The organism is Acetomicrobium thermoterrenum DSM 13490 (assembly GCF_900107215.1).
Taxonomy (GTDB): domain Bacteria; phylum Synergistota; class Synergistia; order Synergistales; family Acetomicrobiaceae; genus Acetomicrobium; species Acetomicrobium thermoterrenum.
Genome location: NZ_FNPD01000010.1, coordinates 1 through 15928, shown reverse-complemented (window position 1 = coordinate 15928; position 15928 = coordinate 1). Strand labels below are relative to the sequence as shown.

Genomic DNA, 15928 nt, shown 5'->3' with positions numbered 1-15928 from the left:
GGATCAATTAAGCTCTGGATTTTTCGCCCATTTGGAGAGAGTAGAGATTTGCGTACACTCCTTCCCGTTTGAGCAGGGTATCGTGGTCGCCTTCTTCGACAATTTCGCCTTTCTCCAACACTATGATGCGATCGGCGTTTCTGACCGTAGAGAGCCTGTGTGCAATGATCAGAGAAGTCCTCCCCTCCATAGCCCTTTGCATGGATTCATGAATATGCTGTTCCATAGCGGCATCCAAAGAAGATGTCGCTTCATCCATTATGAGTATTCTGGGATTTCTCACGATGGCCCTCGCAATAGCGATGCGCTGACGTTGCCCGCCACTTAAAGTGACCCCCCGCTCTCCGACCTCGGTATCGAAGCCCCTTGGCAAGCTCTTGACGAAGTCGAGTATGCCTGCCCTGTCCGCCGCCTCCACGATGTCTTCGCGGGAGGCCCAGGGGCATCCGTAAGCAATGTTGTAGGCTATGGAACCTTTAAGGAGAACGGGATCTTGCGGTACTATTCCAATGTGCCTTCTAAGGGTCTTCAAATCGAGCTGTCTTACATCATGACCATCTATCCTGACGCATCCCTGATTCGGGTCGTAAAACCTGGGTATCAGGTCGACCAAGGTGGACTTCCCGGCCCCCGTATGACCCACGATCGCCACTTTTTCCCCCGGACAGATGTGAAGATTTATGCCCCTTAAAATCCAATTTTCATCCTCGTAGGCAAAATAGATATCCTCAAAATCGATCATGCCCTTGACATCCTTTAACACGGCAGGCGACCTGGGGGGGCGTACCTCCGTCGAAACGTTCAGAACTTCAAATATCCTGTCGGCGGCCGCCAGACCCCTCTGCACTCCCGAGACCACTTTGCTCAACACTCTGACAGGCTGCACTAACAGGCCAAGATAACCGATGAAGGCAATCAGCTCACCCGGCGTGGCCCTTCCCGCCACTACGTCCCTTCCGCCGATCCATAAAATCAGGGCAAGGGCTCCTATCAATATGACCTCGACAGCTCCTTCCAAAAAAGCATGAATTTGCATGCCATGCATGAGCGCCCTAAAGTTCGATTTATTTTGCCCCTTAAACTTATCCAGCTCCTCGTCTTCAGTGGCGAAGGATCTGACTATCCTTATCGCAGAGAGCGCTTCCTGGGCTATGGCAACCACTCTACCCAGCTCTTCCTGTATCTCGTAACCTACCACGCGCAACTTTTTCGAGGCCACGTTTAAAACATAGGCCGTGATGGGCAGGACTACAAAGGTAATCACTGCAAGTCGCCAGTTCAAAATGAGTAAAAATATTATCACGGCAACGAAGGTTATGCTATGAACGACCAAATCGATAATAACGTTAGTTACCAAGTTTTGGAGTATCATAACGTCATTGGTGATTCGGGAAATCAAATCGCCGATCCGCGACTTGTAGAGATAGCGAAAGGACATTTTCTGCATGTGGTCGTAAAGTTGGACCCTAATATCCATTATCACCTTCTGCCCTACCCAGTTCATCAGATAAGTCTGCCCGTAAGAAAAGACTGCCTTGCAAAGGTAGATTAATACTATCCCCAAGGCAAGAAAGTTTAGCATAAAGAGGTCTTTTCGTATCAAGACGTCATCGACGATGTTCTTCAACAGCCAAGGAGGCAGCACAGCCATAATGGAAGATAAGGTCATGCACGCTATGGCAGCAAACAGTCTCCCAAGGTATGGCCTTAAGTATCGCACCAAGCGCAAATAGGTATTTCCAGAAGCAACGTTCAAGAATTTATCCTTCAAACGAGACATTGTTTTATCTCCTCGACCAATTTTTTAGAAGCCCCCCTCGCGGGCGAAAATCTGTCCATAGATGCAGAAGTTTCTTTAAGCCAGGTGTCGTCCTTTAAAAAACGAGCCATGGCCTCTGCAATCTGCTTTGGCGTAAAATCTCCGACCAGCTCGGGCATTAATTCTCTTCCCAGTATCTTGTTGGGCCAGGAAAGCATGCCTCTCTTTTTCGATAAAAGATCGAAAACCCTGCCTTTGATCCAAGGCAAGCGAAGCAGTGCCCCCTTAAATCCGCTAAAGGGTATATCGCTCAAAAATGCGTACGGAACGGCCACCAATGTGGGGACTTTCAAATAAAGAAGCTCCAGAGTATTAGTGCCCGGTTGCGTCAATGCCAAATCTACGCCTTTCAATACTGTAGATGCGGGCTGTCTTCTTGGGTTTAACCCCGCTTCCTTCCAAGCATACACTTCATCGTTCAATGAAAAGGGCGAAAGCAACGTCACTACTTCCACGTCCATGACGGACTTAAGGTACAAGCAAACCTCATGCAGGAAAGGCAACGCTTTCCTTCTTATGGAGAATCTGCTTCCGGGGAAAAAGGCCACCCTTCTTGAGGATGACGATCCCTTGGGCGACAATTCATCCCCGCCAAACGGCACGGAATTTAACTTCAAAGAATCGGCGACCAGGTCTCCGATGACATGGGGGCATACTCCATCGCCCTTGATGCTCCTTGCCATTACCTGGTAGGCGGTGAACACCTTAGAACATTTTGGCAAACCTCTTTTCTTACCGTAGGTATAACAAAAAAGCTTGGCCCCTGAGGTCTTAGACAAAAACCTTCCAAACATTAGGTCACCGCCTAACTGCATTACCAGGCCCACGTCCTTCGCCTTCCTCATCTCGGCAAAGGTCTTCGCCCAATTGTAGGGACCTATAACGTCATGAAAGGGAATTAACTCGGCGCAAGCGCGCTCCATACCCGAAGCGTACTGACAGGGCAACAACCAAAGAAGGGGCTTAATTTCGTTTTTTGCCAATTCATATGCCACAGGTCTGGCCCAATCCCACAGCTCTCCAGGTCCGTTGCTGAGTATATATACGTACTTCATCTTCCTACCCTTTCGAGAATGACATCGGCCCAGAGCCGATAAGCTCCCCTTCTTCCCATTTTATTTTTCGCTTCTAGCAAATCCGTATGTATTTTTGCGGAATTTTCCAGGTACATACATATCGCCCTTTTTATCGCACCTACATTTGCCTTGCCCTGCAACAATTCTGGATATACCTCCCGCCGGAGCAAAACGTTTGGCATGGACACCCACTTTGTCTTAACCATGACCTTAAAAACTATATAACTCAAAAGCGACGCCTTATATAGGACCACCATGAACTTATCGAACATCATCGCTTCTACCGCAGCAGTGCCGCAAGCTCCGACAACAATTTGTGATTGGGAAATTAAATCCACCCCTTTGCCCTCAAAGAAAGTCAGAGGATGGCATATGCTTTTTATCATTTCCCTGTCTCGAGCAGATAGGTTTTTCGCTATGGAAATTACCGGATGATATCCCATCTCTTGAAGCATTAAACCGGCATCCTTTAAAACAGGAGCAAGACGCCTCGTTTCGCTTGACCTGCTTCCCGGCAAAAGTGCCGCTATGGGCGAAGCGTCAGTATTTTTCAACACCCTTTCCTTTGGAACGTAGCCCGACAGGTCGTCGAGGAGGGGATGGCCTGTCCAATGACTTTCCACGCCCCTTTGTTTATAAAAAAGGTGTTCCATCTCGAAGAGGGGAAGACAAACGACCTTTAAATCCCTCAACGCAGAGGCTCTGCCCCTTCGCCAGGCCCAGGCAGTGGGAGGCGAGACATAAAATACGGGCTTAGCGTACCCCCTCTTCCTCAAGGCCTTAATCAGGGGGATATGATAATCAGGGCTATCTATAACTACCACGCATGAAGGCATTTCACTCAAGACTCTATCGGCCATTGCGTTTTTTAAACGCATGAGCCTAGGAATCTCCCTAAAGGCTTCCGAGATGCCCATTACCTGGAGTTCCTCCAGACCCCACAGGGCATGGCCTCCGGCCATCGTTCCTTCGGGGCCGAACATACCCCAGACAGGGACAATTTTGCTTTTAATGGCCTCTATAAGCCTCCCGGCATAATGGTCTCCGGAGGCTTCGCCGCAACTTAAAAAAAGACTCAATGTCTAACCCCCAAAACCGCGATATCGAAGCTTTCTGCATAACGTTTGAACTCATTGGGTTCGATGATAATCGTCCTGTCCGCTTCGATTGCCAAACACTTGAGCCCGGCATTCGACATGTTCTGCAAGGTTTTTATGCCCACGGTGGGCAAATCGTAACGTTCGTCCTGATCGGGACGCATCATTTTAAGAACTATTCCGCCCCTTGTCAAACTGCCGGCTCGAAGCAGCATGGCGTCCGTCCCTTCCATGGCCTCTACGGCAACAACAGCTCTTTTGTGGATCACCAGGGTTTGGCCGAACGACAGGGGAAGAAGCGCTTTTGCGACTTTCCTGCCGTAATCTACGTCATCCAACTCCTCCTCCGTAACATATCTGCCTGCTATGTGCCCTTCCGTCGCCAACCAGTCAGATATGAGATCCCTATACCCGACGACGAGAAAACCGCTGGCCTCGAAGGCGGAGACGATATTGGCCAAAAGATTGTGATCGTCCCTGGAATGCAATTTTTTAAGCAGCTGCCTTAGCTTCGAATCCTGTAGCCCCTGATGGTACATCAGCGTTTTGGGAACGACCCCGGCCATTATTATTTCTTTAATACCCCTAGATCTCATATCGTCGAACAAAAAGCCGAGACTTAACCCCGATAACCTCACCAACTCCAGGGCATACTTGGAAAGACGCCCCGCATGTTCTCCAAAAGAATATACGACAGGGGGGCAGCCTTTGCAGGTAAGGCGGCGGGCAATTTCCAATGGCAGTTGTCCGTCTCCAGCTATAAGAGCTATAGTTTTACAGTCCATCGTCTTCACCTGTTAGCCCCTTTAACCATAAAGGCGCCACACGCAAGGAAAATCAAGTTGGGCATCCAGGCAGCCAACAAGGGAGGAATATAACCGCCCTGACCCAGAGAACGGCAGAAGGACATGAACACATAGTAGGCAAAAACCAATAAGATAGAAACCCCTATGCCCATTCCTGAGCCCGACCTCCTTGTTCCAGCTCCTACGGACGCTCCCACCAAAGCCAGCACCACGCTTGCCCAGGGCACGGCCAACCTAAGGTGTAACAGCACCCACAGTGAATTCACGTCAGAACCCTGTACATTCATGAGCTTTATATAGTTATACAGTTCAAAGGCGCTCATTTTTTTCGGATCCTGCGAACTCGTTACAACTTGAGAAGGCGACAGGGGCAGAGACAGCTGTTGTTTTTCAAAACTGAAGAGCGGCTCTACGAATCCTTCCTTGGTGACATTAAAAACCTGACCGTTGTAAAGCCACCATTGGCCCTCCTTCCAGTCTCCGTTTTTGGCCGTCATGATGCGGGTAATTTCTCCCGACTCAAACTCCTGGATGAGGACGTCATCCATGTTGCCCTCCTGGGGAAACAGCTTGCCTATATAGATCACTCTCGACAGAGCGCCATCCCTCTCCTCCTTTAAAAACATCTGCTCCTTGAGCAGGGATGGTTTCTGCCTGGCAACTTCGTATCGCATTATATTATCGGCAGCCCTATCGGCCAAAGGCACCAAGGTTTCGTTGAGAAGGAGGGCAAAGCCGCCAATTAAAATACTTGCAAGGAATACAGGGCGCAGTATGCGATAAAAACTAATCCCCGAAGCCCTGAGGGCTGTGAGCTCCGATTGCGTTGCCAGCTTTCCGAAGCTCAGTATCGTGGCAAGCAAAGCCGCCATAGGCAAGGTGAGAACTATTACGCCGGGCAGGCGGTATACGAAAAGCCTGGTTACTATGCTGAAGGGAACCCTGCTTTGGATGAGCAAATCGGCGATATCAAAAAGCAAGTCGCCGGCAACCAAAAGCACGGTAAAGACCATTACTCCAAAAACGAAAGTAGGATAAAATTCGGTTATTATGAATTTATCCAATAACCTAAATTTCAGGCGAAATTCAGCCATAACCTCTAACTACACTCCTTCTTTCAGCAATAAATCGGCCACTTCCCTCACAGCTCCCATGCCGCCAGAAGACCTGGTAATATAGCCGGCCGCTTCCAGGACTTCAGGCCTCGCGTTAGCAACGGCAATGCCAAGGCCTGCCCACTTGATACAGTCTATGTCGTTTACGTCGTCACCTATATAGGCTACCTCCTCATCTCTCAAGCCCAATTTTTCGGTTAAGGACTTCAAGGTGCCTAATTTATCCCTTACGCCGTTAAAGACCAAAGAAATCCCCAGATCCTTGGCCCGCTGATCCGTCGACGCTGAAAAACGGCCGCTTATTAAAGCTATTTCTATGCCCTCGCGCCTTAAGAGAGCAATGCCCATTCCATCCTGGATATCGAAGCGCTTGAATTCGTGTCCCTCTCCGTCCATATATACCGATCCGTCGGTCAGGGTACCATCCACGTCCATGGCCAAAAGCTTAATCATCATTCGACATCTCCCACGTAGGACGCACTCTCGGCCAGGGCGCCAATCCTCTGCGCGATCTCTCGAAAAAGCTCACGATTTCCCTGACTATCGGATCCTCGACGTCTTCGCTGCGAATCAAATCCAGCGCCTGCCGCAAGGGAATATCGTTATGGTAAAGCCTTTTATATATTTTCTTTACGTGATCCCTCTGGGTCGAATTGAAACCGGCCCTCTGCAAACCGATCCTGTTTATACCATAAAGCCTCGCCGGGCGCCCGTCTGCCAGGGTAAAGGGAGGAATATCCTTCACGACCTTTGACAAGCCTCCAACCATGCACAACTTACCAATCTTTACGAACTGATGAACACCTACCATTCCGCCCAAATTGGCGTTATCTTCGACTTCGCAATGCCCTGCAAGTCCGCTTTTATTTGCCACCGTAACGTAGTTTCCTATTTTAACGTTATGCCCGACATGGACGCCTTCCATCAAAAATACGTCGTCACCTATTCGTGTCACATTGCTCTTTCCCGTGGCACGATGCACGGTAACGTTCTCTCTTATAATCGTTCGATCGCCGATGATGACCTTAGTCATCTCGCCTTTGAAGGAGTGATCCTGAGGTTCGCCGCCAAGTATGGTGTTTTCGTATATCCTGCAGTCGCTACCTATTTCGACGTTGCTTAGAATCCTGACATAGGATCCAATGTATGTATTTCTCCCTATACGAACTTTGGGCTCTATTATGCTATAGGGCCCAATCACCACTCCTTCCCCCAACTCCGCTTCGGGAGAGACTATTGCCGTTGGATGTATTGTCACTCTCATAGTTACCCCTTCTGTAATAAATTCTTGGCCACCACGAAGCTAAACGTCGCCTCGGCTGCCATTTCGTCATTAACCCTGGCCGTGGCCTTAACCTGTCCAACGCGCCCTCCTAGCTTACACACCAGCGCTTCCGTGATCAACTGATCGCCAGGACACACGGGCCTGCGGAACCTGGCCTTATCCACTCCCGTCAAATAGGTGACCATCCCCTGCATGTCCGGACGGAGCACTATCATCATGGCAGCGACCTGACCCATGGCCTCTAAGACAAGCACGCCCGGCATGACAGGCTCATCGGGGAAATGTCCCTGAAAGAAGGGCTCGTTGATGGTGACATTTTTTAGCCCTACTATTTTCCCTTCGCCGAGCTCCAAAATCCTGTCTACAAGCAAAAAGGGATAGCGATGGGGAAGGCACTTCATTATTTTATGGATATCAATATCAACAATTTTATCCTCGTCAATCGTCAACTCATATCACCTCTGCACAACCGTTTTAAACGTTCCACCATCCGCAAATGCAGCCTGTGGCCAGCCTTAAACCCAACGACGTGAGCACAAAGGAACTTGCCCACTAAAGACAGATCCCCCAGCAGATCCACCGCCTTGTGCCTGACGCATTCGTTTTCAAAGCGCAAGAAAGTATCGTTTACCAATCCCTTATCATCGAACACCAATGCATTGTCCAGGCTACCGCCTAAGGCCAAACCCTGCTTTTTTAGCTCATCCACATCTTCAAGCCTTACGAAAGTCCTGGCAGGAGCAAAATCTTTAAGGAAAGTCTCCTCCGTTACGACTGAAGAAAAGACCTGCGTCCCTATGAAGTCGTTATCAAAGGATATTATATAGCTCACTTTTAGAACATCGGAGGGAAAGCAGGCAACCCACGCCCCAGTCTCGTCGTCTTCCACAAGCAGGGGAGATGACAAATTTATGGGCCTTTCTTCGCCGTCATCCTTTTCCGCCAGACCGACATCTTTTATGCGCTCCGCCCATGGCAAGGCGCTGCCGTCAAATATGGGGACTTCTCCTCCCTCTACAACTACAACTGCATCATCTACACCCATACCATAAAGGGATGCCAGAAGATGTTCCACGGTATAAATTATCTCGCCATCGGGCAAAACCAGACAGGTAGACCTGCCGGGCGAGAAAAGCTCACAATCTCCGATGGGATAAAGATTTTTCCCCTTCGAAGCGCAGATCATTATACCACTTTCCCGATAGGAAGGAATCAAGGCAATAGCGCTCTCCCTTCCGCTGTGAAGCCCTTTGCCCTTAACTTCTATTGTTCTTCGAAGGGTCGTTCTTTTTGCCATCGCGATCTTTCACTCCTAATTTTCGTTCCAGATGCACGAGCCTTTCGTATATTTCGGGCAACTTCTGCATTAACGCCTGAATCTTTAATTCTTCCCTGTGGTCTCTCGCCGGAAAACCGGAGACCATCATTCCCGGAGGAATGTCCTTGGTCACCCCCGATTTGGCCGCCACTATCGTTCCTCTCCCTACCTTTACGTGATCCTTGACACCGCTTTGGGCGGCCATAATCACGTTATCTTCTATTACCGCGCTTCCGGCGATTCCGGTCATGGCTACTATTATGCAGTTTGAGCCTATTTTTGCGTTATGACCTATATGGACGCAGTCTCCTATCTTGGTGCCTGGACCTATATGGGTATCCCCAATTGTTCCCCTGTCTATGCTCGTCAGGGCACCGATCTCGACGTCGTCTTCCACCAATAAACCTCCCACTTGAGGGATCTTTATAAGACCTTCCTTGTCGTTGTAAAATCCGAACCCTTCGCAACCAAGGGAAGCGCCTGTATGGATGAGACACCTTTTTTTCAAGGTTACATCGTGGTATATACTCGCATTTGGTTCAATTACAGTTCCTTCGCCAATAAAGACGTTTTTTCCTACATAAACGTGTGCCTCAAGGATGGCGTTAGCAGATATCACGGCCCCCTCATCCACAACACACAAAGGACCTACATATGCGGAAGGATCCACTGAAGCTCTTTCATGTACGACGGCTGAGGGGTGAACGCCCCCTTGCGAGGAACGCGGCCTTTCGAAAAGGGAGAGCAACTTAATCAAAGCCTTCTTCGGATCTTCGATTTCCACTCCCCTTTGACCTGGACTCAGCCAATTCACGGGAGCTATCACAAAAACCCTCTCCCCCAGCTTCTGAAGCCACTTCTTTTCCCACACGACGCATAGATAATTTGGGGCGGCCTCCTCGGGGGAAGCAATCCCCAAAACGACTTCTTCCGGATCTCCCGCCAACCTGCCCTCCAAATAAGTCGCAACTTTGGAAAGACTCCAGGCCCTATCGAAATTCTTCATAGCTCTCTTCCTTTCAAAAACCTCAAAAATTGCCTACCGCTCGCACGCTGACCTCGTCATCGTCTCGCTCGTCCAGGTAGATCTCCAAGGAAAGATGTTCAGTAAAGCGGTAGCCCAATGCAGCATTGTTTTCGCTGTCCTCGGAATAGCGCCACCAAGCGTAAAAGGCCTTGATGCCGCCCTCTATCCACAGTCTATACCAAGTCTTATCTTCCTCAAGCTCTCTCTCGGTGCCCACCCAAATATCTCTGTAGGGAGACCACCTCAACCCCAACCTCTCTTCGCTGTCTCCGTCATCTAAAGAAAGGATGGCCTCTCCGTAAAGTTCCACATCCCAGGATGGAAAAGGTTGTGCCTTACGTCCGAAGTGCAATCCCAGTTCAGTGGATTTGTCCTCCGTTCCGCCGTAAGCTGCCCCCCAAACGTAGAATGCATATCTTTTGCTTTCTACGTTCGTTTCGACCCTTGCAATCCTCGAGGACATAAATTTGGTGTCTACTTCTATCTTTGCTGTATCGGCAAATGACATATCTTTCAATTTTTCCTCGACAATAAGCTCTATATCCCTCTCGTGCTTGGCAGCCCAGCTAACTGGAATCCCGACGAAGGGGGACAGGCCTTCGGCCATCTTCTCGCGCATGTCATACTGCCAAAAGGAGGGCAGGGACCTGGAAAAAATGTGAGCATCGAAGGTCAATATCAGATCCTGAGTCGCCGTGAAGGATATGTTAACAACGTGAAAATCGCCCTCTCGGCTCACCAAAACGTGGGGCTCCCAACCGGGAAGGCGGGAGGAGACGATCCCATTAACTTCCCTCAAAAACACCTCGTCAGCCCACTTTAAAGCCTCTACGGGAACGTCTTTCAGCATATTTAGAACTTCTTCATCAACCCCAGAAATATCCTTTAAAAACCAGCCGTCACAGGGTTGTCTTAGTCTGGGAGCGGAGATGGCAACCTTCCATTTGGGCTTTGCCTTTGACACAAAGTCCATAAATACCTCTCTTTCTCCCGTTATGTTCACACGCTTTATTTCATATCCCTCGAAGATCCTCTCCGATACCATGCGAAGAAGTCTTTCCTGTCGGCTCACTTCGTAGTCGGGCATCTCATTCATGACGGCAATGACGCTTTCTCTCATTGCCGCAACAAGCCAATCGGGAGGACCCATCAAAGAGACTTTCACATCCCCATGAGCGGTCCCGCAGAAAAAGCTCGCCCAAAGAAGGAGAAAAAAGATCCCTTTTGTCGCCCCCCTAAGCTGCCTCATGACCTATCTTTAAAAGAGCTCGCCGAACCCGAAGTGCGTATAGGTTTCGTATTCTCCTTCGGCCAGATCTATGCGCAAGTTGCCGAGGGGTGTTCTCACGCGAACTCCTATGCCGTAAGAATCATGCAGATCCGAAATATCGAAGCTGGAAGATCGGCTTTCGCCATGGCCTACGGTCTTATAAAGATAATCTATCAAAGGATCGCTATCCCCCCAGGCGTTTCCGGCGTCGTAGAAAAAGACTAGCCCAAAAGCCTGCTCTAAGGGTATCCTCAACTCGAAGTTGGCCAAAAACATCTCAGTACCGTAAAACTCGTCCTCTTCATAACCACGAAGGTCCCTGTCTCCACCCAAAAAATACTGATCCATGAATGGAATTTCGCCGCTTGAAAAGCCTGCCCTCACGCGGGCGGCGAAAATCACGGGCGTGTCTTCCGTCCCAAGGTCGATATCGAAGACCTCCCCTATTCTGGTTACTGGCGTGTAATATCTGGCTTCGAGCCAGTATTTGGTGAAGTCCCAGTCGCTGCCCAGGAAATCCAGCGCTTGTTCTACGTTTAAGCTGACGACATCTCCCTTTGGATAGCTCAAATACTCGTCCAAAGTAGAACGTTGCAGCCTGCCCGTGATGGAGAAGGTCTTCCCCGATTGCATGTGTTCGTCGAAGTATATCCTTTGAATTTCTTCCACACTCTTGTCTGTATATTTCCCGGTGGTATCACTCTGGCTAACTTCCCTCGCCGCGCTCTCGAAATCACTGTACCAGCGTATATCATCGTAGGATATATCCGAATCGTGCCAATCAAGCGTTGCATACCAGCTAAACCTGGGGTCGCGTTTGAACTTCTTGCCCGCTCCCACGGATATGCCGGTCCTGGTTTCTTCGTACTCGAAGACCGATTCCCCACCTATGTAGTTTTCTATGTCGTCCCACTCCCACCTATAGAGGTTTACTCTCCAAGAGTAATAATCGACATCCATAAAGGGCTCTTCATAGCTGATCCAATATTGGTCCCGTTTACCCGTCTCAAATCCGACAGACGCGATATGGCCCAACCCCTTCCAGTTGGTGTCCTCGTAAGACAAGCCACCGCTCCATCCGCTGCTTGAGCCGTGACCTATGGTAAGGCCAATCCTTCCGGTTCTCTGCTCCTCCACTGAGACTATGATGTTTACGAAGGCGGGGTCCTGAGTGGGCTCGAAACCGACGTTCACCGTCTCGAAGTATCCCATCCTCTGAAGCTTGTTGAGGGAGTGTCTCAGCACATTGGCGTTGAAATGATCTCCCGGTTTTAGCTTTATCTCCCGCTCTATAACGTAAGTCTTAGTTTTTTCGTTTCCCTGCACGGCAATTTCTCCGACCTTGGGTTCAAGTATCTTTACCGTAATGATGCCTTCTTCAATTTGCACATCCCGCACTCGCATCATCGCATAGCCGTCTTCCTGGTATTTGTTTCTGATCCTCTCGAGGTCGTGCCTGAAGAAGACGGAGTTGAAGATGTTGCCCGGCTTCGTAAAGACAAGCTCTTTAAGTTCATCCTCGCTATATACTTCGTTTCCTTCAAACCTTATTTCCTTTACGACAGGGTTTTCCTGTACCACGTAAACTACCTTGATGCCATCCGCTACAGGCTCGACTCTGACGTCGACATAGGAGAAAAAGCCCAAATTATATATGGCCTCTACATCCTTATCGATCTGTTCCCGCTCTGCCGGTTGGCCTGCTTTTGTGCCGACTATTGACAGTATGTAGTTGGTGTCCACCTGCCGATTGCCCTCTACCTCTACGGCCACAACGTTGGGCATCGTCTGGGCAAAAGCAAGGGGTGAATTTACAAGCATGAAAACTAAGCTGAATATCACAATTCTAATGAAAAATTTCATCCCCGAGATCACTCCTTCAATTTGAAAACTCTACGGCAGCCTCCTCTTGACCCTTGAGGGCTTTCTCTCCAAGGCGAACCAACCTCAAGAAATCCTCCAACATGGCTTCCTCAAATGATACACCACTCTTTTTCTCTTCGGGTAAGTCCTTTGACTCATTTTTTACGTTTTTCGCAAAATCTTTTCTGCCAAGGTCATCCTTTTTGCCCTTTAAGGTTTCCCTTTCCCCGGACTTCGCCTCAGCCACGGAAGCTTCTCCCGGATCGTAGAAGCGCCCCAGGTTTGTATCGCTTAAACTTTTTCGCAAAGCCATGATAAGCCTTTCCTCTTCATCGGTTATCAGACTCAAACGAAGGGATTCGACATCTCTCGGCCTTGAAGCCTGCGCTCTTTCGCCGCTGCTTCCGATCACCTCCATAGAGGTCGGCAAAGCCAGCGCCACTAAAAAGACAGCTGCCACTAGTACAGACACGAAGGCCTGTTTCAACGGCAAAAAGATGCGATGGCTCTTTGAACCTGAGATGAGGGTCAGAATTTCTTCCCTGGCGATTCGCATCTCCGCCTCGGCACATTCAAGTTCGACTAACACATCCCTTGGCCTGCCTCGCCTGCAGGCCTCTATGCTTCTGTCGATCCAACGCCTTATCCTCAAAAGACGTCTCTCCACGGTAAGTCCCCCCAAATAAAAATAAAAACCGCTTAAGTTGCTCCCAAAACCTTTTTTAGCTTCGCTATGGCCCTTCTCCTCAACTTGTAGATGTAGCTTATATCGACACCCTTTTTCCGGGCAACTTCCTTTACGGATAACCCGTTTAAGTCTATGGCTTTTACTATCTCAGCTTCTCTTTCGCTCAAAGATCGAATAGCCGCCTCAAGATCGATCAACCAACCCTCATCGTCGTAACTGGCCATGTTGCTTTCGTAGAGATGGTCGTCGATATCGACGGGCTCGGGTGCTCTTGCTTCCGATCTTTCGAGAAAATTCACCATACGCCCCTTAATGCGATAATAGGCGTAGGTGATGAATTTAGCACCTCTTTTGACATCGTATCTATCGACTGCCTCGATTAGTGCCACCATTCCCTCCTGTATCAAGTCCTGATAGGAATCGGAAGGTACGTAAAACTTCTTGGCAAGCCAAAAAACCATAGGTCTATAAGAAATTATCACTTCTTCCCTAGCTTTTTCGTCACCGAATTTTATCCTTTGCCACAATTTTTCTTCGGAAGTTGCTTCACCTTCGGGATAAATTGGCTCGTAACCATCCATCGTAAAATCCCCCTCTTGAAGGTTAAATCAAAACGGGAAGATTGCGAACGAAATCGGGGTCTTCGACGAGAAGGTGAAGTGTGTCATTTGTAAAGCTCAACATTACCCGATCCCTCCAGAGCTCAAGGGAGGTCAAACTGCAGTTGTCGATCCTTGTCCTCCAGGCCGCAGAGGCATCCATCGCAAAAAATCCTGTTAGGGCAGCCCTTATGGAACCTCCGTGGGCAACGACCAAGACGTTTTCGCCTCCATCGTCCAAAATTTTCTTCATTCCCCGATTAACGCGCTCTACAACTTCAACGAAGCTTTCCCCGCCGGGGATTTTGACCTTTTCGGGGAACTTTCTCCACTGAGCGTAAACTTCTTTGTAGGCATTTTCTACTTCTGTTACCTGCATCCCTTCCCAATTACCAAAATCCATTTCCACCAGTTCTTCCAGCAAACCGCCCAAAGGAGCGCCTAAATGCCTTGATACTCTTTCGGCAGTCTCTCTTGCACGGGAAAGCACGCTTGCATATATGACGTCAACCTTTAGGGAATTCAATCTCAACGCCGTCCGGTCGGCCTGCATGCGACCTTCGTCGTTAAGAGGAACATCGGTTTTGCCCTGATATCGAAATTGCCCGTTCCACTCTGTCTTGCCATGGCGCAAAAATATGAGACGCCTCACGATGCATCACCTCATTGCTTGTTATTATAAGGATTTTTACGTCAAAAGTCTTCGTAAATTCATCCAAGAAAACAGGCCTCCCGATATCGGGAGGCCTGTTTTTATACTTCTTTTACAAAAAAGGCTTCAACTATCATTATTCGGGTGGGACTTTTTCATCAAAGATCCCAAAACGCCCAGATCTTTAGTTTTAGCCGAAAGTTTATTTGAAAGGGCTACCTCCTCGGCAAGCTCCTTGCGCAAAATCAAGACATCCTTTGGCGCCCTGATGCCCAAACGAATCGGAGCCCCCAGATTCACCGTGGCATCCCAAGGGGCATCCTCCGGTACGGACACCACTACGAAGAGGTGTAAATCCTTCGCAGTCGCTTTCAATTCTCTCACGTCAGCTTCTAATAGTTGGGGGTCGTAATCGGAACTGACCAGACTTGGGTGTAAAACGGGAAGGGCAACGTCTTCATCGTCTAGGCTTTGAAGCTATTTTATAGGGTTTTCATCATCCCCTACCAATATCCACTTCCTGTGATCTTCGAAGCCGGGAATGCCTTTTGGAAAAAAGATAACATCTCCCTCTTGAGACTCGAGGGGCCCGAACCTCGGGGTTTGAAGCTTTGTCATAAGAAATGCCTCCGATTTTGGCATATTGAACATAACATAAAAACTGGAGCCGGCGGGCGGACTTGAACCGCCAACCTGCGCATTACGAGTGCGCTGCTCTGCCTGTTGAGCTACACCGGCCTACAACTATACAATGGCGGTCCCAACGGGATTCGAACCCGTGCCGCCGCCTTGAAAGGGCGGTGTCCTAGGCCTCTAGACGATGGGACCGCTTCAATGAACTGCTTAAATTTTGTAATGGTGAGCCGTGCAGGATTCGAACCTGCGACACCCGGATTAAAAGTCCGGTGCTCTGCCACCTGAGCTAACGGCCCCCCTCATTCAAATTACCTCAGACTGCTCCGAGCGAGCAATAGGAAATTATCACAGGTCGAAGAAATAGTCAACATTTTTCGGGCTCTATTTCAAATAGTGTGGAAACACTCCGGTGGTAAGAATCCCAACATTATCTTTTTTGTGTAGACCTCTACGTTTCTAAGACCAAAGGAGATTCGTTTTAGCATCTTCACCTTCGTATTACATCCTTCGGTATAGGCATTGGTAGTTTTGTTGTCGAAGTAGTTTAATATAGGCTGTCGCCACCGTTTTAGGGTATTGCCCCACCTGTACAACTCGGCATCGTCAGAAGCCTTCAGGTTCATGATGATCAGGTCTAAAAGCTTGGCTGCCTCGTTCTTCTCCTTCGCTCTATATAC

Annotated in this window: 17 protein-coding genes, 3 tRNA genes and 1 pseudogene; all 21 read right to left on the bottom strand. The window is 49.1% G+C overall.

Annotation, left to right across the window (positions count from 1 at the left end; translation table 11 throughout):
• Nucleotides 1–7: 7 nt before the first annotated feature.
• Nucleotides 8–1780, bottom strand: coding sequence for an ABC transporter ATP-binding protein (locus BLU12_RS08195; protein WP_091461952.1), 1773 nt, complete (start codon nt 1778–1780; stop codon nt 8–10).
• A complete protein-coding gene (locus BLU12_RS08190) occupies nt 1768–2874 on the bottom strand; it encodes a glycosyltransferase family protein (RefSeq protein ID WP_091461951.1) in 1107 nt (368 codons plus the stop codon). Before BLU12_RS08190 ends, BLU12_RS08195 begins: the two co-directional genes overlap by 13 nt.
• A complete protein-coding gene (locus BLU12_RS08185; protein ID WP_091461948.1) occupies nt 2871–3974 on the bottom strand; it encodes a lipid-A-disaccharide synthase in 1104 nt (367 codons plus the stop codon). The genes BLU12_RS08190 and BLU12_RS08185 overlap by 4 nt, the downstream gene beginning before the upstream one ends.
• Nucleotides 3971–4777, bottom strand: coding sequence for an LpxI family protein (locus BLU12_RS08180; RefSeq protein ID WP_200778744.1), 807 nt, complete (start codon nt 4775–4777; stop codon nt 3971–3973). Before BLU12_RS08180 ends, BLU12_RS08185 begins: the two co-directional genes overlap by 4 nt.
• A gap of 5 nt (nt 4778–4782) precedes the next feature.
• Nucleotides 4783–5892 carry an LPS export ABC transporter permease LptG gene (gene lptG / locus BLU12_RS08175; RefSeq protein ID WP_091461944.1) on the bottom strand — a complete coding sequence of 370 codons (1110 nt, stop codon included), beginning with the start codon at nt 5890–5892 and terminating at the stop codon, nt 4783–4785.
• 9 nt (nt 5893–5901) lie between these two features.
• Nucleotides 5902–6366 (bottom strand): KdsC family phosphatase, encoded by a 465-nt coding sequence (locus BLU12_RS08170; protein ID WP_091461941.1) that lies wholly within the window; start codon nt 6364–6366, stop codon nt 5902–5904.
• Nucleotides 6359–7177, bottom strand: a complete 819-nt coding sequence (gene lpxA, locus BLU12_RS08165; RefSeq protein WP_091461940.1) for an acyl-ACP--UDP-N-acetylglucosamine O-acyltransferase — start codon at nt 7175–7177, stop codon at nt 6359–6361. Before lpxA ends, BLU12_RS08170 begins: the two co-directional genes overlap by 8 nt.
• Nucleotides 7178–7179: 2 nt before the next feature.
• On the bottom strand, nt 7180–7647 hold the full coding sequence (gene fabZ, locus BLU12_RS08160; protein WP_091461937.1) for a 3-hydroxyacyl-ACP dehydratase FabZ: 468 nt from the start codon (nt 7645–7647) through the stop codon (nt 7180–7182).
• Nucleotides 7644–8495 carry a UDP-3-O-acyl-N-acetylglucosamine deacetylase gene (gene lpxC / locus BLU12_RS08155; protein ID WP_091461936.1) on the bottom strand — a complete coding sequence of 284 codons (852 nt, stop codon included), beginning with the start codon at nt 8493–8495 and terminating at the stop codon, nt 7644–7646. Before lpxC ends, fabZ begins: the two co-directional genes overlap by 4 nt.
• Nucleotides 8455–9522 carry a UDP-3-O-(3-hydroxymyristoyl)glucosamine N-acyltransferase gene (lpxD, locus tag BLU12_RS08150; protein WP_091461934.1) on the bottom strand — a complete coding sequence of 356 codons (1068 nt, stop codon included), beginning with the start codon at nt 9520–9522 and terminating at the stop codon, nt 8455–8457. Before lpxD ends, lpxC begins: the two co-directional genes overlap by 41 nt.
• A 22-nt stretch (nt 9523–9544) precedes the next feature.
• The gene (locus BLU12_RS08145; protein ID WP_234945570.1) at nt 9545–10708 is read right to left on the bottom strand and encodes a hypothetical protein; all 1164 of its coding nucleotides are present in this window, start codon (nt 10706–10708) and stop codon (nt 9545–9547) included.
• Nucleotides 10709–10801: 93 nt separating this feature from the next.
• Nucleotides 10802–12676 (bottom strand): BamA/OMP85 family outer membrane protein, encoded by a 1875-nt coding sequence (locus tag BLU12_RS08140; RefSeq protein ID WP_091461929.1) that lies wholly within the window; start codon nt 12674–12676, stop codon nt 10802–10804.
• A gap of 16 nt (nt 12677–12692) precedes the next feature.
• The gene (locus tag BLU12_RS08135; protein ID WP_091461926.1) at nt 12693–13343 is read right to left on the bottom strand and encodes a hypothetical protein; all 651 of its coding nucleotides are present in this window, start codon (nt 13341–13343) and stop codon (nt 12693–12695) included.
• Between the two features lie 32 nt (nt 13344–13375).
• Nucleotides 13376–13945 (bottom strand): sigma-70 family RNA polymerase sigma factor, encoded by a 570-nt coding sequence (locus BLU12_RS08130; protein WP_091461924.1) that lies wholly within the window; start codon nt 13943–13945, stop codon nt 13376–13378.
• A 22-nt stretch (nt 13946–13967) separates the two neighbouring features.
• Nucleotides 13968–14615, bottom strand: coding sequence for a histidine phosphatase family protein (locus BLU12_RS08125; protein WP_091461921.1), 648 nt, complete (start codon nt 14613–14615; stop codon nt 13968–13970).
• Between the two features lie 126 nt (nt 14616–14741).
• Nucleotides 14742–15080 (bottom strand): annotated as a pseudogene (fliW, locus tag BLU12_RS10225) (flagellar assembly protein FliW); the annotation flags it as partial.
• Nucleotides 15081–15092: 12 nt separating this feature from the next.
• Nucleotides 15093–15233 (bottom strand): hypothetical protein, encoded by a 141-nt coding sequence (locus BLU12_RS09985; protein ID WP_159428520.1) that lies wholly within the window; start codon nt 15231–15233, stop codon nt 15093–15095.
• A 44-nt stretch (nt 15234–15277) separates the two neighbouring features.
• Nucleotides 15278–15353: transfer RNA gene (locus BLU12_RS08115), tRNA-Thr, on the bottom strand.
• Between the two features lie 14 nt (nt 15354–15367).
• A tRNA-Glu gene (locus BLU12_RS08110) sits at nt 15368–15443 on the bottom strand.
• A 28-nt stretch (nt 15444–15471) separates the two neighbouring features.
• Nucleotides 15472–15547, bottom strand: a tRNA-Lys gene (locus tag BLU12_RS08105).
• A 90-nt stretch (nt 15548–15637) separates the two neighbouring features.
• The coding region (locus BLU12_RS08100; protein ID WP_143270391.1) for a transposase at nt 15638–15928 on the bottom strand (291 nt) is incomplete at its 5' end.

Bases quoted from the DNA above. Each gene is read 5' to 3' on its own strand.
- BLU12_RS08130 (WP_091461924.1), bottom strand. From the start codon at position 13,945: ATGGATGGTTACGAGCCAATTTATCCCGAAGGTGAAGCAACTTCCGAA.
- BLU12_RS08180 (WP_200778744.1), bottom strand. From the start codon at position 4,777: ATGGACTGTAAAACTATAGCTCTTATAGCTGGAGACGGACAACTGCCA.
- lptG (WP_091461944.1), bottom strand. From the start codon at position 5,892: ATGGCTGAATTTCGCCTGAAATTTAGGTTATTGGATAAATTCATAATA.
- BLU12_RS08140 (WP_091461929.1), bottom strand. From the start codon at position 12,676: ATGAAATTTTTCATTAGAATTGTGATATTCAGCTTAGTTTTCATGCTT.
- BLU12_RS08190 (WP_091461951.1), bottom strand. From the start codon at position 2,874: ATGAAGTACGTATATATACTCAGCAACGGACCTGGAGAGCTGTGGGAT.
- lpxC (WP_091461936.1), bottom strand. From the start codon at position 8,495: ATGGCAAAAAGAACGACCCTTCGAAGAACAATAGAAGTTAAGGGCAAA.
- BLU12_RS08195 (WP_091461952.1), bottom strand. From the start codon at position 1,780: ATGTCTCGTTTGAAGGATAAATTCTTGAACGTTGCTTCTGGAAATACC.
- BLU12_RS08170 (WP_091461941.1), bottom strand. From the start codon at position 6,366: ATGATTAAGCTTTTGGCCATGGACGTGGATGGTACCCTGACCGACGGA.
- BLU12_RS09985 (WP_159428520.1), bottom strand. From the start codon at position 15,233: ATGACAAAGCTTCAAACCCCGAGGTTCGGGCCCCTCGAGTCTCAAGAG.
- lpxD (WP_091461934.1), bottom strand. From the start codon at position 9,522: ATGAAGAATTTCGATAGGGCCTGGAGTCTTTCCAAAGTTGCGACTTAT.
- lpxA (WP_091461940.1), bottom strand. From the start codon at position 7,177: ATGAGAGTGACAATACATCCAACGGCAATAGTCTCTCCCGAAGCGGAG.